This is a genomic window from Nocardiopsis sp. NPDC058631 (genome assembly GCF_042716955.1).
In the GTDB taxonomy this organism is placed as follows: domain Bacteria; phylum Actinomycetota; class Actinomycetes; order Streptosporangiales; family Streptosporangiaceae; genus Nocardiopsis.
In genome coordinates this window covers 124603-148557 of sequence record NZ_JBHXQY010000003.1, presented here as the reverse complement: position 1 = coordinate 148557, position 23955 = coordinate 124603, and the positions used below count along the sequence as shown (strand labels likewise).

Here is a 23955-nt window from a genome sequence, read left to right as displayed (position 1 = left end):
AGGCACGCCCGCGACCACAGCCCCCCTGGCCGGGTTCACGGTGGCCGTCACCGCCGCCCGCCGCGCCGACGAACTCAGCGCCCTGCTCCAGCGCAAGGGCGCCCAGGTCATCGCCGCACCCGCCCTGCGCATCGTCCCCCTCAGCGACGACCAACGCCTGGCCTCGGTCTCCGACGAACTCGCCCGGCGCCCCGCCGACGTCGTCATCGCCACCACCGGCATCGGCTTCCGCGGCTGGGTCGAGGCCTGCGAGACCTGGGGCACCGCCGACCACCTCCTGGCCAGCATGCGCGCCTCCCGCCTCCTGGCCCGCGGACCCAAGGCCAAGGGCGCCATCCGCGCCGCCGGACTCACCGAGGAGTGGTCACCGCCCTCGGAGTCCTCCGCCGAGGTCCTGGACTACCTCCTCGAACAGGGCGTCAGCGGCCTGCGCGTGGCCATCCAACTCCACGGCGAACCCCTGCCCGACTTCACCGCCGCCCTGCGCCTGGCCGGCGCCGACGTCGTCGAGGTCCCCGTCTACCGGTGGACCCAACCCGAGAACGTCGCACCCCTGGACCGGCTCATCGACGCAGTCACCGACGGGGGAGTGGACGCCGTCACCTTCACCAGCGCCCCCGCCGCCGCCGGGCTCCTGGCCCGAGCCCACACCACCGGCCGCACCAGCGCCCTGGTCCAGGCCCTGCGCGGCGACGTCCTGGCCATGTGCGTGGGGCCGGTCACCGCCCGCCCCCTCATGGCCCACGACATCCCCACCGTGTGGCCCGAACGCGCCCGCATCGGCGCCCAGGTGCGCACCCTCACCGAGGAACTGCCCGCACGCTTTCCCACCCTGGGCGTGGCCGGACACCGGCTACGCCTGCGCGGCCACGCCGTCCTGGTCGACGGCACCGTGCACACCCTCTCACCCACCCTGATGCGCCTGGTGCGCGAACTCGCCCGCCGCCCCGGCCAGGTCCTGGACCGCACCCGCCTGCTGACCTGCCTGGGCGAGGACGCCGACGCGCACGCCGTGGAGACGGCGGTCGCACGCCTGCGCAGCGCCCTGGGCGACGCCAGGATCATCCAGACGGTCGTCAAACGCGGCTACCGCCTGGCCATGGACACCTCCGAGTGCGCACCGCAGCCCTGACCCGCCCCCACTCCCGGCCCACCCGCACCACCACCCACACCTGAGAGCCATGCACACACAACCGACGCTGCTGCTGGCCGTTCACGGCACCCGCAACCCCCACGGCACCGCCGTGGCCCACTCCCTGGCCCTGCGCGTAGGGGAACTGACCGGGCAACCCACACGGCTGGCCTTCGCCGACGTGCTCACCCCCACCGTCGGCGACGTCGCGGCCACCACCCCCGGCCCCCTGGTGGTCGTGCCCGCCTTCCTGGCCTCGGGCTACCACGTGCGCACCGACATCCCCGCCCAGCTCGCCCGGGCCGGCCGCGCCGACGCCGTCATCACCCCGGCCCTGGGCGCCCACCCCGCCGTGCTGGACACCGCCGTGCGCCGCCTGACCCAGGCCGGCTACCGGCCCGGCGACGCCGTGGTACTGGCCTGCGCCGGCACCTCCGACCCCCACGCGGGCGCCGAACTGGCCCACACCACCGCCCTGCTGGCCCGGCGCCTGGGCGTACCCGTCACGACCGGGTTCATCGCCACCGGCAGCCCCACCGTCGCCGACCAGGTCGCCCACCTGCGCGCCCGGGGCCACCGACGCGTCGTCGTGGCCAGCTGGCTGCTCGCACCGGGGCTGTTCCACGACCGGCTCGCCCACGCGGGCGCCGACGCGGTGGCCCGACCGCTGTGCCCCGACCCGGGTGTGGCCCACGCCGTGGCGGACCGCTACCGCCGCGCCGCTCTGCTCCAACCCGCCTGAACGGGTCCCGCGCGGGCGGGGCCCGTCTCCGTGCTGTGGTTGTCGGACCCGAGCACGGGGACAGGGCGCCTGCCTACCCCCTAAGGGGCCCTGTGCTCAGTGCTCCCCAGCGAGGACCAGGCCACCACGGCCAGCAGTCCCACTGCACCGGCCGCGGTCTGCCGGAACGCGGCGTTGATGACCACGTCCGGCTGCACGGCGGTCACCAGTTCGGCGACCTGGCGGCGGTCCCGGATATCCACAGCGGACCAGGCTGCCCCGGCCGTGTCGGCCCGTCGTGTCCTATACGTGGCGGCCACCCGATGGCCTGTGGCCAACGACTGCCGGACGGCCTCGCGGCCGAGAAACCCGCTACCACCGATGACAAGGACCGCCATGAACGGTCACGCTACAGCCCGCCGGAGGAAGAACACCGACAGGTTGGTGCTCGATCCACCGCCATCCCGCTGCGCTCGACACGGCCGCCGGGGGCGCCGCGCTCCTGGGGCGGGGCCGGCCGAACCGCCGATGGCCACAACCGGCAACACGCGCGCAACACCGGGCCCGCACGGGAAGACCACCTCTGGGACACCACCCAGCACCATCCCACCGCGCCCACGAGGACGGCCATGCCCGCAGTACCCGCCACCGCACCCGACTTCCACGACCCCGCAGCCGACAGGTCCATCGGCGCGATGCTCGGCGCGCCCGTGGCCGCCGCCCTGATCGGAGCCCCCACCGACCTGACCCGCGGATTCACCGACTCCTCCGCCCGGCTGCCCCTGCTGGTGCGGTCCGCCCTGAGCGGGCTGACCGCCACCGCGCGCATCCCCGACCCGCCCCAGGACCCCACCGAACAGGCCTGGGTCCAGGTCCTGCGCAGTACCGCCCGCACCGGGACCCCGCCCGGCAGGGCTCCCGACCTGGAGCACACCACCACCGACGACCCCCTGGGCGCCTCCTGGCGGGCCCTGACCCGCACACCGCGCCCCGCCCACGACCCCGCACGGGGCTCCTTCGCCTGTGCCCACCTGGTCGACGCCGTCTGGTCCGCGTACACCACCGCCGGAGACGGGGCCGCCATGTACACCGGCGCCCTGGCCGGGGCCCTGTGGGGCGCCTCGGCCGTCCCCCTGCACGCCCTGCGCCGCATGTCCGAGACCCTGGACCCCCACGCCCTGACGACCGCGGCGCTGACCGCCGTGCGCGGCACCCACCCCACCGCCTGGCCCGAGCACCCCGTCCTGGTCGAGCAACCCCGCCGCCTGCCGCCCTTCGCCGTCCCCCACCCCATGGACCCGCAGGTCCTGCTCGGCAACCTCGACCACCTGCGCCACCACCCCGAGAGCGTGGACGCCGTCGTCTCGCTGTGCCGCACCCACCCCCAGGACGCCCCCCACCTGCCCGCCTCCGACTGGGTACGGGTGTGGATGCACGACCGCCCCACCGCCAACGCCAACGTGCACTTCACCCTGGACGAGGCCGCCGCGGCCGTGGCCGCACTGCGCGCCGAGGGCAAACGCGTCCTCCTGCACTGCTGGGCGGGCGCCTCCCGCACCCCCGCCGTGGCCGCACGCTACGCCGTGGCCGCCCTGGGCGCCCCGCCCCTGCCCACCCTGGCCACCATGATCGGCACCGTCGGCGGGCACCTGGACAACCCCGCCCTGGCCCAGGCCGTCGCCCAGCTCAGCGGAGTACACCTGCCCGACCCGGCCCGCCGCCTCTTCCCCGACGGCGTCCCCCCGCGACGCCCCGACCTGCCCGAACCCCACATCACCGGGTGACAAGTTCCACAAACCCACACTTTCCGGTACCGTTACGCTCGCGTTACCCCTAAGCTCTGCGCCCAGACCCCGTGCACCACCACCGGTGGTCCCGGCTCCGCCCGTGCCACGCCCTCCCGCACCCCTTCGGGGCGTCGCACCCCCCGCCCAGGAGCGGTCCGCCACGCCCTGTTCCCGTTCGAAGGACTTCGTTGTGGGCAAACACGAGCCCCAGACCCCACCGGTCGAAGACGACCACACCGACGCACCCGCCGTCGGCCCCCGCGTCGCCGCCAAGCGCAGCCGCCGCAAGCGCACCCTGATCCTGGCCTCGGCCACAGGTCTGACCCTGCTCGTGGCAGGAACCGCCACCGCCGCCGTCATCGCCTCCGGCGCCGACCCCGACACGGCCACCAACGCCGCGGGGGTCCCCGACGCCGACCCCGACCCCCTGGTCGCCGACGACGCCACCCCCCAGGCGGGGCAGGACACCCTCCAGCAGGCCGAGAACGCCGTCAGCTCCGCCACCCAGAGCACCAGCTCCGAGGCCTCCGACGTCCTCGAAGAACCCGAGGAGGAGGACGAGGAGGAGCCCGCGCCCGAGTCCGAGACCGGGCAAGAGCAGGCCGGCGGCGACGGCGGCACCTGCCAGGCGTCCTTCTACGGCGCCGACCTGGCCGGCAACTCCACCGCCAACGGCGAGTCCTTCGACCCCAGCGCCATGACCGCAGCGCACAAGACCCTGCCCTTCGACACCCAGGTGCAGGTCACCAACCCCAGCAACGGCAAGTCCGTCACCGTGCGCATCAACGACCGCGGCCCCTACATCGACGGGCGCTGCCTGGACCTGTCCACGGCCGCGTTCGACCAGATCATCGGCACCGGAGCCGGCGTCGGCCAGGTCGAGTGGCAGGTCGTCGGCTAACCCACGACCTGAGCCCGCGCAGACCCCGTGTGCCCCGCCCCCCACATCGGAGCGGGGCACACGCGCGCGCATGCCCCCACACGTCACCCCGACGTGGCACAATCCCCAGCACCCACCCACCACCGAACACACAGGGAGCAGGGGCGTTGTTCCGCACCACCACCGGCTGGGTCGTCTCACCCACCGACCTCGTCGACACCCTGGAGTGCGACCACCGCAGCGCCCTCAAGACCGCGCTGGCCGCCCGCCTGCCCGGAGCGCCCTCCCCCGACAAGGTCGACCCCCTCGTCGCCCACCACGGCCACATCCACGAACAAGCCGAACTCGACCGCCTCACCGCCCTGTTCGGCGAGGTCGTGCACATCGACGAACCCCGCCCCGACGACGCCTCCCTGGCAGCCGCCGCCACCGCCACCACCCAGGCCATGGCCGCCGGAGCACCCGTCATCTACCAGGGCAGCTTCCACCACCCCCTGAGCGCCGCCACCCCCACCACACCGGCCGTCGCCTTCCACGGCCGCGCCGACTTCCTCATCCGCTCCGACCTGGACCCCGCCACCGGACAGGCCCGCACCCCCGCACCCACCCCCTGGTCCTACGAACCCTGGGACACCAAACTCGCCCGCCGCCCCGGCCCCGGCGCCGTCGTCCAACTCGCCGCCTACGCCGCCGCCGTCGCCGTCGCCACCGGCCACACCCCCCACCACATGCACCTGCTCACCGGCGACGGCCACACCCACACCCTGGACACCGCCGACTTCACCCCCATCCTCACCACCGTCACCCACCGCCTGCTCCACCGCCTCGCCCAACCCCCCACCCTGCCCGCCCCCACCTGGGGAGAGCCCCGCACCTCCTGCGAGGGCTGCGGCTACAACACCTGGTGCACGGGCGGACGCACCGCCGCCCGCCACCTGTCCCTGGTCGCCGGGCTGCGCACCGACCAGGCCGCCAAACTCACCGACGCCGGCCTGGGCACCATCGACGCCCTGGCCCACGCCCACGACGACCAGCGCCCCACCACCCTGCCCCGCCGCTCCTTCGACCAACTGCGCGCCCAAGCCGCCCTCCAGGTCCGCCAGGACACCACCCGCACCCCCCACAACCCCCAGGGCACCGTCACCGCCGAGGTGTTCTCACCCGAGGGGCTGGCCACCCTGCCCGCCCCCAGCCCCGGCGACGTGTTCTTCGACATGGAGGGCTACCCCTACCACTCGCGCGAGGGCGGCCGCGGCCTGGAATACCTGTTCGGCGCCACCACCGAGGACGAACACGGCACCGAGACCTTCCACACCTACTGGGCCCACGACCGCGCCCAGGAGAAGAAGGCCCTGGAGGACTTCGTCGACTTCGCCTGCGCGCGCATCGACACCGACGAGAACGCCCACATCTACCACTACGCCTCCTACGAGGTCGACCGCCTCAAACACCTCAGCTCCGAGTTCGCCACCCGTGAGGAGGAGGTCAACCGGCTCCTGCGCGAGAACCGGCTCGTCGACCTGTACACCGTGGTCCGCAAGAGCCTGCGCGTGTCCCAGCGCTCCTACTCCATCAAGTACCTCGAACCCCTCTACCTGGGCGCCGCACGCTCTGGCGACGTCACCACCGCCACCTCCAGCATCGACGCCTACGCCGCCTACCTGAGCGCCACCGGCCACGGCGACCACGACCGCGCCGCCCAGGTACTCGCCGACATCGGCGCCTACAACCGCGACGACTGCCACTCCACCGCCCGCCTGCGCGACTGGCTGGAGGACCACCGCACCCGGCAGGGCATCACCGACCGGCCCCTGATCCAGTTCGAACTCACCGAAGCCGAGGCCGAACGCGCCCGCAAACGCGCCGAGAAGCAGGCCCGCCACGCCGCCCTGACCGGCCCCCTCCTGGCCGATGTGCCCACCACCCCCGCCGAGCGCCGCGAGGAGGACCACACCCGCGCCTCCCTGGCAGCCCTGGTCGGCTACTACCAGCGCGAGAACCTCCCGCCCTGGCGCGAGCACTACCGCCGCACCAGCGCACCCCTGACCGACCTGGAGGCCGACACCGACTGCGCCGTCCCCTGGCAGGTCCACACGGGGGAGTGGGCCCCACCCACCGGCCGCCAGCGCAAGGCACGCCGCGAGCTGTCCATGCGCCTGGACACCGCCCACCCCCACCCCTTCACCACCGGCCAGGACGTGCACCTGCTCTACCCCGGCGCCCCGGGACAGCCCGCCACCGCCACCCCGGCCACGATCGCCGACGCCGACGCCGACACACTCACCATCACCGAGACCAGCGACCCCGACAGCACCCACTCCCGCCCACCCGTGGCGGTCCTGCCCGGCTCACCGGTCAACCCCCAACCCAAGGACGGCGCCCTGGAGTCGGTCGCCCGCACCGCCGTCACCTCCCTGCCCGCCTGGCCCCACCACCCCGGCCTGGACGTGCTGCGCCGCGTCCCTCCCCGCCTGCGCACCCCCGGCCCCCTGCCCGACCCGGCCGAGCACGGGGGCGACCTCATCGCCGCCACCATTGCCGCCGTGGACCGCCTGGACGGCTCCTACCTGGCCGTGCAGGGCCCACCCGGCGCAGGAAAGACCTACCTCGCCGCCCAGCTCATCACCCACCTGGCCCGCCAGGGCCGCAACGTGGGCGTGTGCTCCACCAGCCACAAAGCCGTCGAGAACGTCATGGGCGCCGCCCTGCGCGCCGCCGAAGGGGCCGGCGTCACCCTGGCCGCCGCCAAACGCGCCAAAGGCCGCGGCAAGGACGCAGTCGACCCCGACCTGCCCTGGGACCAGCCCACCAGCCCCCAGGCCCTCATGGGCTGGCGCGCCAAACGCACCGCCGACAACCAGCCCGTCCTGATCGGCGGCACCGCCTGGGCCCTGTCCAACGCCGCGATGATCGCCGACCCCCTGGACGTGCTCATCATCGACGAAGCCGGACAGTTCGCCCTGGCCGACACCCTGGCCGTGTCCGCCGCCGCCCACAACCTCGTCCTGCTCGGCGACCCCCAGCAGCTGCCCCAGGTCGTCCAGGGCACCCACGGCGAGGGAGCCGACGCCTCCGCCCTGCAACACCTGATGGCCGCACGCCAGATCATCGACCCCACCCGCGGCTACTTCCTGGACCAGACCCGCCGCATGCACCCCCACGTGTGCGCCGCCGTCTCGGCCCTGTCCTACCAGGGCCGCCTGCACGCCCACCCCGCCACCACCGAACGCGCCCTGTCCACCCTCACCCCGGGCGTCTACACCCACCCCGTCACCCACCACGGCCGCACCACCCACAGCCCCGAGGAGGTCGAGGCCGTCGTCGCGATCGCCACACGCCTGGTCCAGGACAAACTCACCCCCGGCCACGACCAGGCACCGCGCCCCCTGACCGGCCACGACATCCTCGTGGTGGCCCCCTACAACCTCCAGGTGCGCGCCCTGCGCCGCGCCCTGACCGCCGCCGCCCGCACCGAACCCGCCCTGCAGGGTGTGCGGGTGGGCACCGTCGACCGCTTCCAGGGTCAGGAGGCCGCCGCCGTCATCTGCTCGATGGCCACCTCCAACGCCGCCCAGACCAGCCGCGGCACCGCGTTCGTCCTGGACCGCAACCGCCTCAACGTCGCCCTGTCCCGCGCCCAGCTCCTGGCCGCCGTGGTCCACTCACCCGACCTGCTCACCAGCGCCCCGCGCAGCATCGACGAACTGCGCCTGCTCGCCTCCTTCACCGGTCTGGTCGAGAGCGCCCGCCCCTGGAACACCACACCCTGACGGGCGGCCCACAGGTTTCGGACACCCCCCAGGTGGAGTACGTTTTACACAGCACCGCACCCGACCCGGCGTGCCAGCCCGCGCCAGGGCGGATGCGGGCCGCCTGCGACGGACCGACCCACCCCGCGCCCCCGGGCCCGGGCATGGCCCCATCCGTCGACGCCCTGGCCCGCCACCCCGTTCTCGAAAGGCACCACGGCCCCCGTGTCTGACCGTCCCTCCACCCCCGGCGGTGGCCGCAACACCAGCCACCCCACCGGCATCCGTGTCGTCGTCCTCATCCTCGCCCTGATCGCCCTGGTGTTGGGGCCCGCGGGATACCTGATGGGTGTGGACGCCCACTCCCACACCGGTTCGGCCGCCGAGTGGTTCACCCTCGCCTTCGGCGCCGCCGTGGGCATCCCCCTCCTGGCCGCCGCGGTCGCCACCGTCGCCGGGGACCGCAGAGCCGCCCTGTGGGCGCTGGCCCTGCTCGTGTGGCCCGTGGTGTTCGTGTTGGCCATCCACCTGATCCCCCTGGGCGGGTAGGCTCCACCTTCCCGGCCGCGCCCGCGACGACCCCGGGCCCGTGCGGCGACCAGCGAACCACCCCACCAAGGACAGGCGCGTGTCACCCAAGAAACGCAAACGCCGCAAGGCCCAGCGCCCCGACACCACCCCCGCCACCGCAGCGGGCGCCGAAGGGGACGCCGACCAGGCGCCGGCGCACACCCGGGCCCGGATCAGCCGCACCCCGGTGGTCCTCGCCGACCCGCCCGACCGCAGGATCACCCTGCTGTGGGTGGCCCTGACCCTGGTGTGGATCCTGGGCACCTTCCTGGCCCTGGCGAACCTGCTGTTCGTGGCCATGGACCTGCAAAACGCCGCCCTGACCGTGCAGGACCCCACCGCACCGCTGCCCCAGGACCTGATGGACCCGGTCGGCAACGCACTGGTGTGGGTCCTGGTCCTGGCCCTGGCCGTCCCCGCGGGCGGCGCCCTCACCGCCCTGGCGCTGCGCCGCAAGGTCGCCGCGATCGGGTTCACCACCGCCCTGGTCGTCTCGGCCGTCCCCCTGCTGTGGGTCATGCCGCCCGCCGAACTGTGGGACGCCCTGCGCACCCACTTCGGCGGCTGAGCCGTGGCCGCCGACGCAGCGCCCCCGCGGGCGGGGCCCGCCCCGCGGCGCTGACCGCGCCCCACAGCACACGAGCCCCCACCCTCACGCCGCCGTGCGCCGCGGTGCCCCCACACCCGCGCCTGGGCCATCATGGATAACCGTGAACACACCCCACCCCTTCGACGACCAGCCCGAACCGACCGCCGAGGTCGCCCTGCCCCCGACCGTGCGCGCCCACCTGGACCGGGTCACGCACAGCGTCCTGGTGGACACCCGCGCCCTGGCCCGGGTCCGCGAGCGCTTCGACGCCGAGCAGGCCCAGGCCCTGGGCCGGTACCTGGCCAGCGCCCAGTCGCCCAACACCCTGCGCGCCTACCGCACCGACTGGACCTCCTTCACCGCCTGGTGCCTGGCCGAACACCGCCAGTCGCTCCCGGCCGACCCGGTCGACGTGGCCGTCTACCTGGCCGCCTGCGCCCAGGCACGCACCGAAGACGGCTCCGGATGGGCGCTGGCACCCTCCAGCATCGAACGGCGCTCGGCGGCCATCGCCGCCGTCCACGGCGCCCACGGCCTGGACACACCCACCCGCGCCGAGGTCGTGCGGATGACGCTGCGCGGTATCCGCCGCACCCGCAAGAGCCGTCCGCGACGCAAGGACCCCGTGGTCCTCTCCACGCTGGAGGCCCTGCTCGCGGTGCGCCCCGCCGACGGCTTCCCCGGTGGTGTGTCCCGGCGCCGGGACACGGTGCTGCTGCTGACCGGGTTCGCCGGGGCGCTGCGCCGCACCGAGCTGGCCTCGCTCACCTTCGACGACGTGGCGGTGCGCACCGACGCCTCCTCGGGCATCCCGGCCCTGGTGGTGCGGTTGGGTTCGACCAAGACCGACCAGGAGGGCCGCCACGGCCAGGTCGTGGCGCTGCCCCGGGGCCGCCACCGCCACACCTGCCCGGTGTGCGCGCTGGCCGACTGGTCCCAGGTGCTGGAGGCCCACCGCGACGGCGGCCCGCCGGCGGTGCGCGCCCTGGTGGAGGGGGCCCTCGCGGTCACCTCGCCCGCGCACCGGTGCCAGGGCTGGCGGGGCACCGCCCTGGCCGACGGGTCCGAGCGCCCGCTGCTGCCCGCCGTCACCCAGCACGGCCGGGTGGGGGAGCGGCCGATGTCGGGGCGGGCGGTGGGGGAGGTGGTCAAACGCTACGCCCAGCGGGCCGGGCTGGACCCCGACGACTTCGGCGGGCACTCCCTGCGGGCGGGGTTCGCCACCCAGGCCGCCCTGGGCGGTGCCACCGACCGCGAGATCATGCGCCAGGGCCGGTGGACCAACCCGCGCACCGTGCACGACTACATCCGTACCGCCAACCCGTTGGAGGACAATGCGGTCACCCGCCTGGGACTGTGACCCCTGGCGGGGGCCCGTGATCCCCGTCATCTCACACCATCAAAAAACCCACCAGTAACAGACGAAATCACCCACCAAAGTGCGATCCTTCCCTGATGAGACATTAGGTTGGTTGCGTAAGAAAGGGGACGGACCCATGGTCGACGAGTTTCGCAGGGCGTTCCAGCAACTGATCGACGCCTCAGTCGCCACGGACCCCCGCCACTTCCCTCCGGCAGTGCACTCGGTCTACGTACTCGCCTCCCAGATCCCCGCCTCCGAGCGCGAACTCGCCCTGGAGGCACTCGCCCCCCTGCTCTCCGGAGACCACGCCGCCCCCGGCATCATCGCCGACCTGTCCGTGGTCGCCGGAGCCCTCGTCGAGATGGGCACCGACCCCGGCCCCACCGGACCCGAAGTCCTCAACCGCCTGCGCACCATGGGCAAGGGCGCCATCGTCTTCGCACGCGCCTGGGAACGCACCGGCGGCGGACCCCCGCCCGACCCCGACTCCGTCACCGCCGACGCCGAGGCACGCGTGGCCACCGAACTCGGCCCCGACGCCCCCAACGCCACCATGTGCTGGTGGACCATCCGCCGCCACGGCCTGGCCGTACGCACCATGCTCGGCGAACCCACCATCCGCTCCCTGGTACGCCGCAACCCCTCCCTGCACGCCGAACTCGTCGCCATCGCCAACCAGCTCAGCGACCTGCTCACCGAGTTCGACGAGGTCCGCGCCCTGCTGCGCATGGCCGAGGCCACCAGCGCCCTGGTCATGGACCGCCACTCCCAACGCGTCTTCCGCGTCCTCTACGACGGCATCGGCGACAACTTCCAACTCCACACCCTGCTTGCCGACGCCCTCGTCGGCCCCGGCGGCCGCGGCCTGGCCGGGGACGCACCCGACCCGCGCTGGGTCGCCGCCTTCCGCGACCGCGCCTCCGACCCCGCCGCCCAGACCGTGCGCGGCTGGTGGAACCTGGTCGCCCACGACGGCACCTGGGTCTGGAACGAGGGCGTGCCCGCGGAGATCCCCACCGTCGACGGCGAACCCGTCCTGGTCCTGGACGAGCAGCCCTACCCCCGCTCCTGGAACGCCGCACGGCGCCACCCCCAGGTCCGCGGCTGGTTGGAGGTGGAGTCGGAGCTGCCCCGGGAGGAGGCCGACCTGTGGTGGAAGCGCGTCGCCCCGGCCGAACCCGCCATCCCCAGCGACGACGAGGGCGACCACCCGCCCATCCCCGAACCCGTCCTGGCGGTGGAGGAACCCGAACCCGGCCGCGTACGCGGTTTCCTGGCCGAGGAGGCCCCCGAGCCCGTACCGGAACCCGCGCCCGCGCCCGTGTCCGCGCCCGTCTCCGCCCCCTGGACCGAACCCGTCCCGGTGCCGCCCGCCCCGGCCCCCCAGAGCACGGCGCGGCCCTCCAGCCCCGAACCGCCGGCGGCCCCCCCGCCCCCGCCCCGGCCCGAACGCGCCGACACACCGCCTCGATCCGACACACCGCCGCGGACCGACACGCCCGGCACCGGGTTCCTACCGCCCCTGCCGCCGGGGGTGTCCAAGAGCGCCAACTGGGGACCCACCTGGCGCTGAACCCCGCACACGAGCTCCCCGGCAAACCACCGGAGCACGGGAGCCACCGCCGCCCTGCCCCGCCCGCCCCGAGGGCGGGCGGGGCAAGGCCCTAGGCACGGTGCCGGGGCGCGTGGGGGCCCGAGGGAGCGGCCGCACTCACAGGACGGCCCTTGTCGTCGTCCTCCTCGTAGAGCCCGTCGAAGTACACATCCGCCTCGGAGGCGCCCTCGTCCTGGCGGCGCCACCGCCCGCCCACGAACAGCGGGGCGAACAGCACGAGCGCGAGCGGGACGAACACGCCCAGCGGGAGCAGGGCCAGGGCGCCCTCGGTCCCGGGCACCTGGGGCAGCCGCTCCAGCAGGTGCATCCGCAACAGCGCCAGGCCGGTCAACCCGCTCACGACCAGCGCCGCACCGAAGGGCAGCATCGGTGTCAGCCGCGGGGGGACCGCGAGCAGGGCCACCAGGACACCTACGCCGACCAGGCCCGCGACCGCCACCGGCCCGGAGCCCTGGAGGGCTCCCAGACCTGCCGTGTGCAGACCGCGCAGGTGGGCGAACGCCCACCCGCACACCAGGACCAGCACAGGGCCCAAAATCAGACCGGACAGGAAGCCGACGAAGTGTCGCACGGGGGTGCTCCTCTCAGGGGTTGCGCAGCACCCTAGCGACAAAAACCGAGTTCGGCACCAAAAAGTACAACCGGCCGCATCCCGGACACCCGTGGTCACGTGCGACCCGCCCGGACAGGGACGGCGACGCTCACAGGGGGCAGATACGACAATCCCGCGGGTCAGGCGTCCCGGGCGTCGTACACCTCACGGTGGACGAGCACCTCGTCCATGTACGTCTGGGCCCAGTCCTTGATGACGCGCACCGCCCGGTGCAGGGACAGACCAAGATCGGTCAGCTCGTAGGTGACCGTGACGGGCACGGTCGGCGTCACCGTCCGGGTGAGCAGACCGTCACGCTCCAAGGAGCGCAGCGTCTGGGTGAGCATCTTCTGGCTCACCCCGGCCAACCGCCGGGACAGCTCCGAGTAGCGCATCGGCCGCGGCCCGGCCAAGGCCTCCCCACCCGGCTGGTGCGCACCGCCGCCCAGCGCGCACAGAACCAGCGTGACCCACTTGTCGGAGATCCGATCAAGCAGCTTACGGCTGGGACACCCCGCCAAAAAAGCGTCGTACTCGGCCTTGCTCCGCGCCCTGTGCTGGGCCGCCGTCCTCGTCGCCACCGACTTCTCCCCCCACCCGTGCGTGCCTTACGCACTCCCAAGTGCCCACTTCCCCTCGGGAAGCTGCCTTCCCATACTGAAGCAAGGAGCCCTCAGGCACCACCCGCAGAGCACGACCAACCACGAAGAAAGACACGAACATGAGCACCCACCCCACCGCGCTCCCCGGCGGCACCCTCACCCTGGGCGACCTGACCCTCACCCGGTTCGGCTACGGCGCCATGCAACTCGCCGGCCCCGGGGTCATGGGACCGCCCGCCGACCACGCCGGCGCGCTCGCGGTGCTCCGCCAGGCCCTCGACCTCGGCATCACCCACATCGACACCAGCGACGCCTACGGGCCGCACCTCACCAACCAGCTGATCGCCCAGGCGCTGCACCCCTACCCCGACGAGCTGCACATCGTGACCAAGGTCGGCGCCACACGCGACCAGCACGGCGGCTGGCCCCCGGCCCGCGAACCCGACGACCTGCGCCGCGCCGTCCACGACAATCTCCGCTCGCTCGGCCTGCAAACACTCGACCTGGTCAACCTGCGGCTCGGCGACGCGACGGGCCCCCGACCCGGCTCACTCGCCGCACCCTTCGAGACGCTCGTCCAACTCCAGCAGGAGGGCCTGATCCGGCACCTGGGAGTGAGCAACGCGACCGCGGACCAGGTCGCCCAGGCCCAGACGATCGCGCCGATCGTGTGCGTACAGAACATGTACAACCTCGCCCACCGCCACGACGACGCGCTGATCGACCAGCTCGCCGCCCAGGGCATCGCCTACGTGCCCTTCTTCCCACTCGGCGGCTTCAACCCGCTGCAGTCCGCGGCGCTCACGGCCGTCGCCGCCCGCTCGGAGGCCACACCGATGTCCGTCGCCCTGGCCTGGCTCCTACAGCGGTCACCGAACATCCTGCTGATCCCCGGCACCTCCTCTGCCGCCCACCTGCGCGAGAACGCCGCCGGGGCCGGCCTGGCGCTCTCCGACACCGACCTCGCCGAACTGGACCGGATCGGCCGCTGAAAGGGGAACCGGCCATCCCGCACACCGGGGGAGGGGCAACGCCCACGCCCCTCCCGCGGCGCGGCCGCAAACGGCGTCGCCCCCGCCGGGGGCGACGCCTGCCTCCCCAAGGCCCAACCCCACCGGACCCGCACACACCCGGGCCCGGGCCCGCGTCAGGGGGCCGCGGGGTCGCGCCTGAGCCCCTGCGCACCGGGCCGGTCCGCCAACTCCAGCACCCGGTCCGAGGGGGCCGACCCCCACCGGCGCCGGAACGCGTACGCCACCAGCGCCACCACCACCGAACCCACCGACGCCCACAGCGCCTGACGCTGGTCGGGGATGACCACCATCGCCGCGAAGATCATCAACAGGCCCGCCAACACCACCCACGTCAAATACGGAAACGCCCACATCCGCAACGACAGCCGCTGCGGCTCACGACGGCGCACCCGCCCACCCAACACCAACTGGGAGGCGCAGATCGTCACGAACAGGATCAGCAGGATCGCACCGATCGACGCCACCAGGAACGGGAACACCCGCCCCGGCCACACGTAGTCGGCCACCGCAGCCGCATACCCCACCACCGTGCCCAACAGGATCGCCCGCACCGGCACACCCCGCCGGTTCACACCCCGGAGCACACGCGGGGCATCCCCCTGCCGCGTCAGCGTGAACAGCATCCGCGACGAGGTGTACATCGCCGCGTTCAGCACACTCAGCACCGCGATGAAGACCACCACCTCCATGATCAACGCCGCACCCGGCACACCCACGCGCTCCATCACCGCCACGAACGGGCTCAACTCCGGGTCCACCGCGTCCCAGGGCAGGACCATCACCACGACCACGATCGAGGCCACATAGAACAACCCGATCCGCCACAGCACGTTCGTCACCGCCGAGGCCACACCCCGCTCCGGCTCGGCACTCTCACCCGCCGCCACGGTGATGATCTCCACCCCACCGAACGCGAACAGCACCACGACCGTGGCCGCCAGCACCGCCACCCACCCCTGGGGGGCGAAACCGCCGTGCTCCCACAGGTTGGCCACCCCCGACCCCGGCGACCCACTCCACAACCCCAGGGCCCACAACCCGCCGATCAACAGGAACGCCACGATCGTGGCCACCTTGACCAGAGAGAAAAACGACTCGGTCTCCGCGAAGAAACGCACCGACACCAGATTGGCGACCGTCATCGACAACAACACCAGCAACGCCAGCAACCAACCGGGCACCCCCGGCACCCACTGGCCCACAATCGCCGCACCGGCCACCGCCTCCGCGGCCACCAGCACCGCGTACATCCACCAGTACACCCAGCCGATCGTGAACCCCGCCCAGGGGCCGAACGCCAACCGGGCGTAGTCGGAGAACGAACCCCCCGCGGGAACCGCCACCACCATCTCACCCAGCGCACGCAGGGTGAAAAACACCAGCGCACCGGCCAGCACGTACGAGACCACCGCGGCCGGCCCCGCCATCTGGATGACCGAACCCGAACCGATGAACAACCCCGCCCCCACCGACCCGCCGATCGCGATCAGCGCCATGTGGCGCCGCCGCAGCGAGTGCGCCAACCCCACGCCCTGGGTCCCTGTCTCCTTGGCCGCACCATCAGGCGGCGTCACACTGCTCGTCACCAACCCAACACTAAAAGCTCACACACCCCAGAACGTGCACCACCCCCACCCCACACACCCCATGACCCCATGAATGTGGGGCGCACAACACCACACACCCGGCCCGCCCCCGCACCCCAGCACCCCTCACCCCCCAGAGGGAGGCGCACCCCCACCCACCTGTGCCACCATCACCCACGTGCGCCACCTCACCCCGCTCCTACGCCCACTCACCAGCCCCCACACCTACCGCCGCTGGGCCCACCTCGTCATCGGCGGTGCACTCCTGACCCCCTACGCCACGGCCGCCCTTGTCCTGACCACCCTCATCGCCCAAAGCGGCCACACAAGCGACCCCACACAGAACCCCAGCCCGACCACCCTGGCCCTGGCCACCGCACTGACCCTGGCCGGGATCGCCGCCACCGCCCACCTGCCCGGCATGCGCAACGCCCAGCTCCACCTCGCCCGCGCCCTGCTGCGCGGCCCCCTCACCCAACAGCCCGCCCCCGCCGCCACCTGGCGCAGCACCGCCCGCACCAGCGCCTTCCTGTGCCTGCACATGTTCTTGGGCCTAGCCGTGTGCCTGCTCACCATGACCGCCCTCACCGAAGCCGCCCTCCTGGCCACAGCCCCCCTGGCCCCCGGCCCCCACAGCACCGCCCAAGGCCCCCTCACCTTCACCTTCACCGCCCAAGGCCCCCTCACCCGCACCCAACGCCTGATGGGCCCCCTCCTGGGCCTGCTCCTGCTCGCCGCCCTGCTCTACACCCTCGCCCTGGCCGGCCACCTGCTCGCCCTGGCCGCACCCCGCCTCCTGGGCCCCTCACCCACCGAACGCCTGGCCGCCGCCCAAGCCCACGCCCACACCCTCGCCGAACGCAACCGCCTGGCCCGCGAACTCCACGACTCCCTCGGCCACGCCCTGTCCGTGGTCACCCTCCAGGCCGCCACCGCCGCCCGCCTGCTCGACACCGACCCCGCCTTCGCCCGCCAAGCCCTCACCCACATCGCCGACCAGGCCCGCACCGCCACCGCCGACCTCGACCACGCCCTGGGCCTGCTGCGCGAGGACACCCCCACACCCCGCACCACACCCCCCGACCTCACCCACCTGCCACACCTGGCCCACGCCACCCAGCACACCGGCACCGACCTCACCTGCCACATCACCGGCGACCCCACCCGCGTACCCGCACTCCTCTCCCGCGAGACCTACCGCATCAGCCAAGAAGCCCTCACCAACGCCCTACGCCACGCCCCCGGCCAACCCCTGACCCTGCACCTGGACACCACCCCCACCAACCTCACCCTGACCCTCACCAACCCCCTGCCCCCCACCCGCACCCCACGCCGCCGCACCGGCGGACGCGGCATCACCGGCATGCGCGAACGCGCCCACCTGCTCGGCGGCACCCTCACCGCCCGCCCCCACGAACACACCTGGCAGCTCACCCTGCACCTGACATGGAAAGAACACCCGTGATCGGTATCGCCCTGGTCGACGACGAAGCCCTCATCCGCACCGGACTGGCCGCCCTCATCAACGCCGAACCCGACATGGAGGTCACCGGACAGGCCGCCGACGGCGCCGACGTCCCCGACCTGGTCCGCCGCACCCGCCCCGACGTGGTCCTCATGGACGTGCGCATGCCCCACCTGGACGGCATCCAGGCCACCCGCACCCTGCACACCACCCTGACCGACCCGCCCCGCATCATCGTCCTGACCACCTTCGACAACGACGACTACGTGTGGGGCGCCCTGCGCGCCGGCGCCGTCGGGTTCCTGCTCAAACGCACCCCGCCCGAGGACATCCTCGCCGCCCTACGCATCGCCCACCGCGGCCAGACCCTGCTCTTTCCCACCGCCCTGCGCCACCTGGCCGCCACCCGACCCGCCCAGTCCACCCCCGCCGCACGCGCCGTGGCCACCCTCACCGAACGCGAGTCCCAAACCCTCACCCTCATGGCGCAGGGCCTGAGCAACGCCGAGATCGCCAACCGCCTGTACCTGGGCACCCAGACCGTCAAGACACACGTCTCCCACGTCCTGGCCAAACTCGGCGCCCGCGACCGCACCCAGGCCGTCATCGCCGCCTACGACTCCGGCCTCATCCGCCCGGGCACCGGCGGCGAGAAGGATCACCACAGGACCTAGGCCGTGTTCCGCGGATCATTCCGGGCTCGCAACCGCCAGGCTGCCTCTCGCTGCGCCGACCACGCTTGGACAGCCAGACCCGGGCTGACCTGCGCTACTCGTCTTGCGAGAGATTGCCTGGAGGCCGCTCGCGGCGATCGGCGCAAGCGCCGAATCAACCGAAAGCATCCACGGAACACGCCCTAGCCGCACCCCTGCCCGCCCACCCCTCAGCGGTCAGACCGTCCAACACGCGGGCCCTCCCGGCGCCTGCACCAGTGACACCGCGTCATGGGTCGACCCGTGCAAAAGTCACGGGACAACGGTGATGCGGTCCCACTGCCCAAGGACGGCGCCGATGCAGGACGGTGGCGTCATGGCCTCGGACGGAGTCCGCGCGGCCCACGTGTGGCCACCACCGACCGCGCGGCCCGACCCCACCGATCACCACCAAGACAGCCGGGAGCCCACCAGCATGACGACCCACCGCACCCAGGGCCCACCCTCCACCGCCGACACCGGGCCCCCGGTGCGTTCGACCCCGGTCACCGAACGCGTCCTGGCCCCGGACCTGGCCCGCGGCATGATGCTGCTGCTGATCGCGCTCGCCCACGTCCCGTGGTTCATCTACGACGCCCCCACCGGCTCCGCCATGCTGCACCCCGCCCACGGCAACCTCGCGGACAAGATCGCGCAGGTCCTGACCCTGATCGTGGTGGACGCCCGCACGCACACCATGTTCGGGTTCCTCTTCGCCTACGGCATCGGACAGACGTACACCCGGCAGATGGCACGCGCAACGAGCCCGAAGCAGGCCCGTGGGCTGCTGCGCACCCGACACCTGTGGATGCTCGCCTTCGGAGCGGTGCACGCCCTCCTGCTGTGGCAGGGCGACATCCTGGGCACCTACGGCCTGATCGGGCTCCTCATGGTCCCGCTGTTCTTCCACCGCAGCGACCGCACCCTCAAGATCTGGCTGTCCGTCCTGCTGGCCCTGGGCGCACTGCTGTGCGCCGTCTCGGTGCTCGGCGCACTCTTGGCCCCCAACCCCACGGCCGCTGCCGCGGCGGCCGACATACAAAAGGCCAGCATCGCCGAGACCGGCTACCTGCTCTCCGCCGCCATCCGCTTCCCCACCTGGGTCTTCGGACTGGTCTCGGGCCTGGCCACCCTCGCCCTGCCGACCGTGTTCCTGATCGGTGTGCTCGCGGCACGGCACCGGATCCTGGAGGAGCCCGCACACCACCTGCCGTTGCTGCGCAGGGTCGCCGCCTTGGGCATCTGCGTCGGCTGGATCGCCGGAGCGGTGCTCGGCCTCCAGCACGTGGGCGTCCTCGACCCCACCTTTGCCCCCGCGGTCGCCGCGGTGCACTTCTACACCGGGATCTTCACCGGGGTGGGATACGCCGCGCTCTTCGGCCTCCTCGCGCACCGGATCACCACCACCCGGGGAACGAACTGGTCCCTTCCGATCCGGGGACTGGTCTCCCTCGGACGACGGTCCCTGAGCGGCTATATCGCCCAGTCGGTGGTCTTCGCACCCTTCCTGGCGGCCTGGGGGCTCGGACTCGGGGTGCACCTGTCCAGCTGGTCGGCGGTGCTGGTGGCCGCGGGCACCTGGCTGCTGACCGTGGTCGGGGCGTACCTGCTCGACCGGGCGGGCAGACGCGGACCCGCGGAGGTCCTGCTGCGCAAGCTGACCTACCGCGGGGCGAGCCGACCGGTCCACGCCACCGGAGCACGTTAGGAACCGCCGTCCTGCCCATCGTGCCCGGCCTCGTGGAGGCCGGGCACGACCCGCGTGCCGCCTGACGGACCCGGGGGCCACCGGATCCCGAACACGGGAGCGGCGACCTGGCCGCCGGAGAGGCACTCATCCGGCACGGCCACGAACGCGGGGGCCGCGAGCCGGGCAAACCGGCCCCGCCACCGAAACACCACCGCAACCGGGGGTCGACCCCCCAATCCCGTCGTCATCCTCCTCGCCCCCCACACCGGCCGCTGACCCCCACCGCACCCACCCCGATACCACGACACACCCACCACCGCGCAAACACACAGTGACAATACTGCTACGTTCAGCTCGCACACGGCACCGGACGCGACAGCCACGGGGGGAATATGCCAACCGCGTCAGCGATCGACATCGACCACATCAGCGACCTCTACCGCACCCACCGCGACGACCTCGCACGCGTACGCGACCAGATGCGAGCCCACCACCGGGCCGCCGAACCCACCATGACCCCCCAACTCGACGACATCGAAGCCGAGATCACCTACCTGCTCCTACGCGAACACACCCCCGCCCACACCGTCGAGATCGGCACCTACTACGGGTGGTCCACCACCTGGATCCTGTCCGCCCTACGCGACAACGGCACCGGCCACCTCTACTCCTTCGACATCATCGACCACGCCCCCCAGCACGTCCCCCCACACCTGGCCCAGAACCGGTGGACCTTCACCAAGGGCGACGTACGCGCCAAGATCGCCCACATCCCCTCCGCCACCGACTACCTGTTCATCGACGCCGCCCACAACGGCTGGTTCGCCCGCTGGTACCTGCACCACCTGCTCCCCGCGCTGCCCGCCCACATCCCCGTCAGCATCCACGACGTCTTCCACCAACGCCACGCCCTGCCCTTCACCGAAGGCGCCGTCGTCCTCAAATGGCTCGCCACCAACACCACCCCCTTCTTCACCGCCTCCCAAGCCCGCGCACCCCACACCCACCAGGCCCTGCGCGACCTCAAACGCGAACTCGACCTGGACGAACCCGTCTGCACCGGCCACCACAACCCCATGATCTACTTCCGCCTGCCCGTCCTACCCGGCCACAACCCCCACCCCCACCGCCCACCCCAGCAACGCCCCGCACCCCACGAACAGACCGAACCCCACCCCTCCGACAGCCCCTGACCCCACACACACCGAAGGGGCGGGCCCACCGGCCCGCCCCCACACCAGCGCTCAGGACCCGTCGGCCTCCACCGCACGCGGCTCCCCACCCTCGGGCAGAGCACGCCGCTCACGCACCCCCACCACATCAGCCGCATCGGCCACGATCCGCGAGAAGTTCACCGGCTGGTCCAGACTCACCATGTGACCCGCCCGCGGCACGTTCACCAACCGACCGTCCACACACGCGTCGAAGAACTGCTTCTCATGGATACGGAAATGGTCCCGCGCCCCGTTGATCAACCACACCGGACCCGGATACGCCGACAACGCCGACAACGCATCCATCTCCGCCACCGCGTCGATCACCGCCGTGGCCGCCTCCACCGCCAAACCGCCGTCCAACACCGCCTCCGCCGCACCATCACGCAACGTCAACCGGTGGAACCGCTCATTGATCGTCGCCCCCTTGTCCGGCAACCGGTCCATCAACAACGACGGAATCCGATACACCTGCGCCAACGTCTGCGCCGGCTTGGCCGTGCAACTCGCCGCCACCAACCCCGCCACACGCCCCGGCGCCGCACCCGCCGCCGCGATCGACACGAACCCGCCCAAACTCAACCCCACCAGCAGCGCACGACCCCCCACACCGTCGATCGCCTCCAACACGGTGTCCACCGCACGCCCCAGCGAGAACGCCTCACCCCGACGCGACCCGTGCCCAGGAAGATCCGGGGTCACCACCCGACGCTCCTGCCCCTCCAACAACTCCACCTGGGGACGCCACATACTCCCCGACAACCGCAACCCATGCACCAGAACAATCGGCACACCCATGACCCGTCCCCTTCCCTACGCCCGGTACCGCACGGTCACGGGCGCATGGTCCGACCAACGCGCCGCGTGCTCCGAGGCCCGCTCCACCCGGGCCGAGGCCGCCCGCACCGCCAACCCCGGCGTACACACCTGGTAATCGATACGCCACCCCGTGTCATTGTCGAACGCCCGCCCCCGGTAGGACCACCACGAGTACGGGCCCTTCTGGTCCGGGTACAGCGCCCGCACCACGTCCACATACCCGACCTCGTCCAAGACCCGCCCCATCCACGCCCGCTCCTCGGGCAAGAACCCCGCACTCTTCCTGTTACCGCGCCAGTTCTTCAGATCCGCCTCGGTGTGCGCGATGTTCCAGTCACCGCACACCACCAGATCCCGCCCCTGGTCCTCCACCTCCTTGCGCCGACGCACCAGGTAGGCCAAGAACGCCTCCATGAAACGCTCCTTCTCCTCCTGACGCGGGGTACCGGTCTCACCCGAGGGCAGATACAGACTGGCCACCGTCACCGCCCCCAGATCCACCTCCACATACCGGCCCGCATCGTCGAACTCGGCCTCACCGAACCCGATCCGCACCGCGTCGGGCTCAGCACGCGAATACACCGCCACCCCCGCCCGGCCCTTGGCCGCCGCCGGAGCCAACACCACATGCCACCCCTGCGGCGCGATCACCTCCTGCGGCAGCTGATCGGCCTCGGCCCGGGTCTCCTGCACACACACCACGTCAGCCTCGGTCGCCGACAACCAGGACACAAAACCCGGGTCCTTCTTGGCGGCAGCCCGCAGGCCGTTGACGTTCACGGTAGACACAACGAAAGTCGACTGGTTCACGCCCACAGCGTAGCCACCCCCACGCGCACCCCACCCCACACCCGCACTCACCCCACCGCCTCACCGCCACCCAGCCGACGCAACACCCCATAGGTGCGGTTGGACCCCGCCGCCTCCCGCTGCGCCCGATCCGTCACCTGGATATAGGCCTGCGACGACGACAACGACGCATGCCCCAGCAAACGCATGATCTCGGTGACCGACGCCCCGTCCTCCGCCAACCGGGTCGCGAACGTGTGCCGCAGGGCGTGCACCAGCGTCCCCCGCGCCACCCGGTCGTTGACCCCCGCGTGCTTGTAGCACTGCTTCACCAGGTACTGGAGCCCACCCCGACGCAACCCCTGCCCCCGGCTGTCCACCAACAACGCATCCGACCCACGCACCACACCGAACCGCACCCGCCGCGACTCCAGATACGCCTCCAACAACACCTCCAACGGCACCTCGATGGGCAGCGAACGCTCACCCCCACCCTTGCCCACCACCCGGATACGCCGCTCCCCGACACGACCCCCCACCGAATCCACCCGCAACGACAACATCTCCGCCGACCGCATCCCCGTCAGCAACGCCAACGCCAACACCGCCAGATCCCGCTCCGGCCACGGATCACGCGCCTTGCGCGCACCACACGCCAACGCCTCCAACAACCGCTCCGGGGTGTCCTCACCCATCAACGGCTTGGGCACCGAAGCCCGCACCCGCGGACGCGGCACCGCCGACATCGGATTGCCCGCCACCACCCGCTCCGACACCCAGAACGCGAAGAACCCGTTCCACGTCGACCACGCCCGCAACACACTGGAGGCCGCCCGATCCGCCGCGAACTCCGCGAACGCCCCCCGCAGAACCGTCGCATCCAGGTCCGACCACACCACACCACCCGGCTCAACACCCCGCACCCGACCCACACACGCCAACACCCCCAGCAGGTCACGCCGGTAGGCGGCCACCGTGTGAGGGGAGGGCTTGGCGGCCCGCCGCGCCACCAGATACTGCTCGACGGCCTCGACCACAGGCCCCTGTTCAACATCCATGACCACAG

General features: G+C 72.5%; 21 protein-coding genes. 14 read left to right on the top strand and 7 right to left on the bottom strand.

The features are described 5' to 3' along the window. Positions 1-25 precede the first annotated feature (25 nt). Positions 26-1132, top strand: a complete 1107-nt coding sequence (locus ACFWTE_RS02575) for a uroporphyrinogen-III synthase (protein WP_378777269.1) — start codon at positions 26-28, stop codon at positions 1130-1132. A 49-nt stretch (positions 1133-1181) separates the two neighbouring features. Beyond that, on the top strand, positions 1182-1874 hold the full coding sequence (locus ACFWTE_RS02570) for a sirohydrochlorin chelatase (protein WP_378777216.1): 693 nt from the start codon (positions 1182-1184) through the stop codon (positions 1872-1874). Positions 1875-1954: 80 nt separating this feature from the next. Here ACFWTE_RS02570 and ACFWTE_RS02565 read toward each other — a convergent pair whose 3' ends face one another. After that, on the bottom strand, positions 1955-2251 hold the full coding sequence (locus ACFWTE_RS02565; protein WP_378777214.1) for an NAD-dependent epimerase/dehydratase family protein: 297 nt from the start codon (positions 2249-2251) through the stop codon (positions 1955-1957). A gap of 231 nt (positions 2252-2482) precedes the next feature. On the opposite strand from ACFWTE_RS02565, the gene ACFWTE_RS02560 reads away from it, so the two are divergent. From ACFWTE_RS02560 to ACFWTE_RS02530, 7 genes are all read left to right on the top strand, one after another. Continuing rightward, entirely contained in the window at positions 2483-3637 is a 1155-nt protein-coding gene (locus tag ACFWTE_RS02560; protein WP_378777212.1) for a dual specificity protein phosphatase family protein, read from the top strand. A 193-nt stretch (positions 3638-3830) separates the two neighbouring features. Then, complete coding sequence (locus ACFWTE_RS02555; RefSeq protein ID WP_378777209.1) at positions 3831-4541, top strand: septal ring lytic transglycosylase RlpA family protein; 711 nt, start codon at positions 3831-3833, stop codon at positions 4539-4541. A 146-nt stretch (positions 4542-4687) separates the two neighbouring features. Continuing rightward, positions 4688-8290 carry a TM0106 family RecB-like putative nuclease gene (locus ACFWTE_RS02550; RefSeq protein WP_378777207.1) on the top strand — a complete coding sequence of 1201 codons (3603 nt, stop codon included), beginning with the start codon at positions 4688-4690 and terminating at the stop codon, positions 8288-8290. A gap of 204 nt (positions 8291-8494) precedes the next feature. Beyond that, on the top strand, positions 8495-8818 hold the full coding sequence (locus tag ACFWTE_RS02545) for a hypothetical protein (protein WP_378777205.1): 324 nt from the start codon (positions 8495-8497) through the stop codon (positions 8816-8818). Positions 8819-8897: 79 nt separating this feature from the next. After that, positions 8898-9407 (top strand): hypothetical protein, encoded by a 510-nt coding sequence (locus tag ACFWTE_RS02540; RefSeq protein WP_378777203.1) that lies wholly within the window; start codon positions 8898-8900, stop codon positions 9405-9407. A gap of 142 nt (positions 9408-9549) precedes the next feature. Further along, entirely contained in the window at positions 9550-10788 is a 1239-nt protein-coding gene (locus ACFWTE_RS02535; protein ID WP_378777201.1) for a site-specific integrase, read from the top strand. 136 nt (positions 10789-10924) lie between these two features. Then, on the top strand, positions 10925-12364 hold the full coding sequence (locus ACFWTE_RS02530; protein ID WP_378777199.1) for a hypothetical protein: 1440 nt from the start codon (positions 10925-10927) through the stop codon (positions 12362-12364). Between the two features lie 91 nt (positions 12365-12455). Here ACFWTE_RS02530 and ACFWTE_RS02525 read toward each other — a convergent pair whose 3' ends face one another. Then, positions 12456-12977, bottom strand: coding sequence for a hypothetical protein (locus tag ACFWTE_RS02525; protein ID WP_378777197.1), 522 nt, complete (start codon positions 12975-12977; stop codon positions 12456-12458). 161 nt (positions 12978-13138) lie between these two features. Further along, on the bottom strand, positions 13139-13579 hold the full coding sequence (locus ACFWTE_RS02520; RefSeq protein ID WP_378777195.1) for a winged helix-turn-helix transcriptional regulator: 441 nt from the start codon (positions 13577-13579) through the stop codon (positions 13139-13141). A gap of 140 nt (positions 13580-13719) precedes the next feature. Here ACFWTE_RS02520 and ACFWTE_RS02515 point away from each other — a divergent pair, with 140 nt between their 5' ends. Then, positions 13720-14592, top strand: coding sequence for an oxidoreductase (locus ACFWTE_RS02515; RefSeq protein ID WP_378777193.1), 873 nt, complete (start codon positions 13720-13722; stop codon positions 14590-14592). A 155-nt stretch (positions 14593-14747) separates the two neighbouring features. Here ACFWTE_RS02515 and ACFWTE_RS02510 read toward each other — a convergent pair whose 3' ends face one another. Then, positions 14748-16130 carry an amino acid permease gene (locus ACFWTE_RS02510; protein ID WP_378777267.1) on the bottom strand — a complete coding sequence of 461 codons (1383 nt, stop codon included), beginning with the start codon at positions 16128-16130 and terminating at the stop codon, positions 14748-14750. Positions 16131-16398: 268 nt separating this feature from the next. Here ACFWTE_RS02510 and ACFWTE_RS02505 point away from each other — a divergent pair, with 268 nt between their 5' ends. The 4 genes from ACFWTE_RS02505 to ACFWTE_RS02490 all read left to right on the top strand — a co-directional run bounded on the left by ACFWTE_RS02505 (position 16399) and on the right by ACFWTE_RS02490 (position 21260). Then, the gene (locus ACFWTE_RS02505) at positions 16399-17685 is read left to right on the top strand and encodes a sensor histidine kinase (protein WP_378777191.1); all 1287 of its coding nucleotides are present in this window, start codon (positions 16399-16401) and stop codon (positions 17683-17685) included. Beyond that, positions 17682-18359, top strand: coding sequence for a response regulator (locus ACFWTE_RS02500; RefSeq protein ID WP_378777265.1), 678 nt, complete (start codon positions 17682-17684; stop codon positions 18357-18359). The genes ACFWTE_RS02505 and ACFWTE_RS02500 overlap by 4 nt, the downstream gene beginning before the upstream one ends. A gap of 454 nt (positions 18360-18813) precedes the next feature. Continuing rightward, positions 18814-20085 carry a DUF418 domain-containing protein gene (locus ACFWTE_RS02495; protein WP_378777264.1) on the top strand — a complete coding sequence of 424 codons (1272 nt, stop codon included), beginning with the start codon at positions 18814-18816 and terminating at the stop codon, positions 20083-20085. A 374-nt stretch (positions 20086-20459) separates the two neighbouring features. Continuing rightward, positions 20460-21260: a class I SAM-dependent methyltransferase gene (locus tag ACFWTE_RS02490; RefSeq protein WP_378777189.1), complete on the top strand. Its 801-nt coding sequence runs from the start codon at positions 20460-20462 to the stop codon at positions 21258-21260. A 51-nt stretch (positions 21261-21311) separates the two neighbouring features. On the opposite strand, the gene ACFWTE_RS02485 is transcribed toward ACFWTE_RS02490, so the two are convergent. Genes ACFWTE_RS02485 through ACFWTE_RS02475 form a run of 3 tightly spaced genes read right to left on the bottom strand, consistent with a single transcriptional unit; the run spans position 21312 to position 23947 of the window. Continuing rightward, entirely contained in the window at positions 21312-22079 is a 768-nt protein-coding gene (locus ACFWTE_RS02485) for an alpha/beta fold hydrolase (protein ID WP_378777187.1), read from the bottom strand. 15 nt (positions 22080-22094) lie between these two features. Next, a complete protein-coding gene (locus ACFWTE_RS02480; RefSeq protein WP_378777185.1) occupies positions 22095-22910 on the bottom strand; it encodes an exodeoxyribonuclease III in 816 nt (271 codons plus the stop codon). Positions 22911-22957: 47 nt separating this feature from the next. Beyond that, entirely contained in the window at positions 22958-23947 is a 990-nt protein-coding gene (locus ACFWTE_RS02475) for a tyrosine-type recombinase/integrase (RefSeq protein ID WP_378777183.1), read from the bottom strand. Positions 23948-23955 lie beyond the last annotated feature (8 nt).

Bases quoted from the DNA above. Each gene is read 5' to 3' on its own strand.
- ACFWTE_RS02570 (WP_378777216.1), top strand. From the start codon at position 1,182: ATGCACACACAACCGACGCTGCTGCTGGCCGTTCACGGCACCCGCAAC.
- ACFWTE_RS02565 (WP_378777214.1), bottom strand. From the start codon at position 2,251: ATGGCGGTCCTTGTCATCGGTGGTAGCGGGTTTCTCGGCCGCGAGGCC.
- ACFWTE_RS02560 (WP_378777212.1), top strand. From the start codon at position 2,483: ATGCCCGCAGTACCCGCCACCGCACCCGACTTCCACGACCCCGCAGCC.
- ACFWTE_RS02530 (WP_378777199.1), top strand. From the start codon at position 10,925: ATGGTCGACGAGTTTCGCAGGGCGTTCCAGCAACTGATCGACGCCTCA.
- ACFWTE_RS02515 (WP_378777193.1), top strand. From the start codon at position 13,720: ATGAGCACCCACCCCACCGCGCTCCCCGGCGGCACCCTCACCCTGGGC.
- ACFWTE_RS02510 (WP_378777267.1), bottom strand. From the start codon at position 16,130: ATGGCGCTGATCGCGATCGGCGGGTCGGTGGGGGCGGGGTTGTTCATC.
- ACFWTE_RS02495 (WP_378777264.1), top strand. From the start codon at position 18,814: ATGACGACCCACCGCACCCAGGGCCCACCCTCCACCGCCGACACCGGG.
- ACFWTE_RS02490 (WP_378777189.1), top strand. From the start codon at position 20,460: ATGCCAACCGCGTCAGCGATCGACATCGACCACATCAGCGACCTCTAC.
- ACFWTE_RS02485 (WP_378777187.1), bottom strand. From the start codon at position 22,079: ATGGGTGTGCCGATTGTTCTGGTGCATGGGTTGCGGTTGTCGGGGAGT.
- ACFWTE_RS02475 (WP_378777183.1), bottom strand. From the start codon at position 23,947: ATGGATGTTGAACAGGGGCCTGTGGTCGAGGCCGTCGAGCAGTATCTG.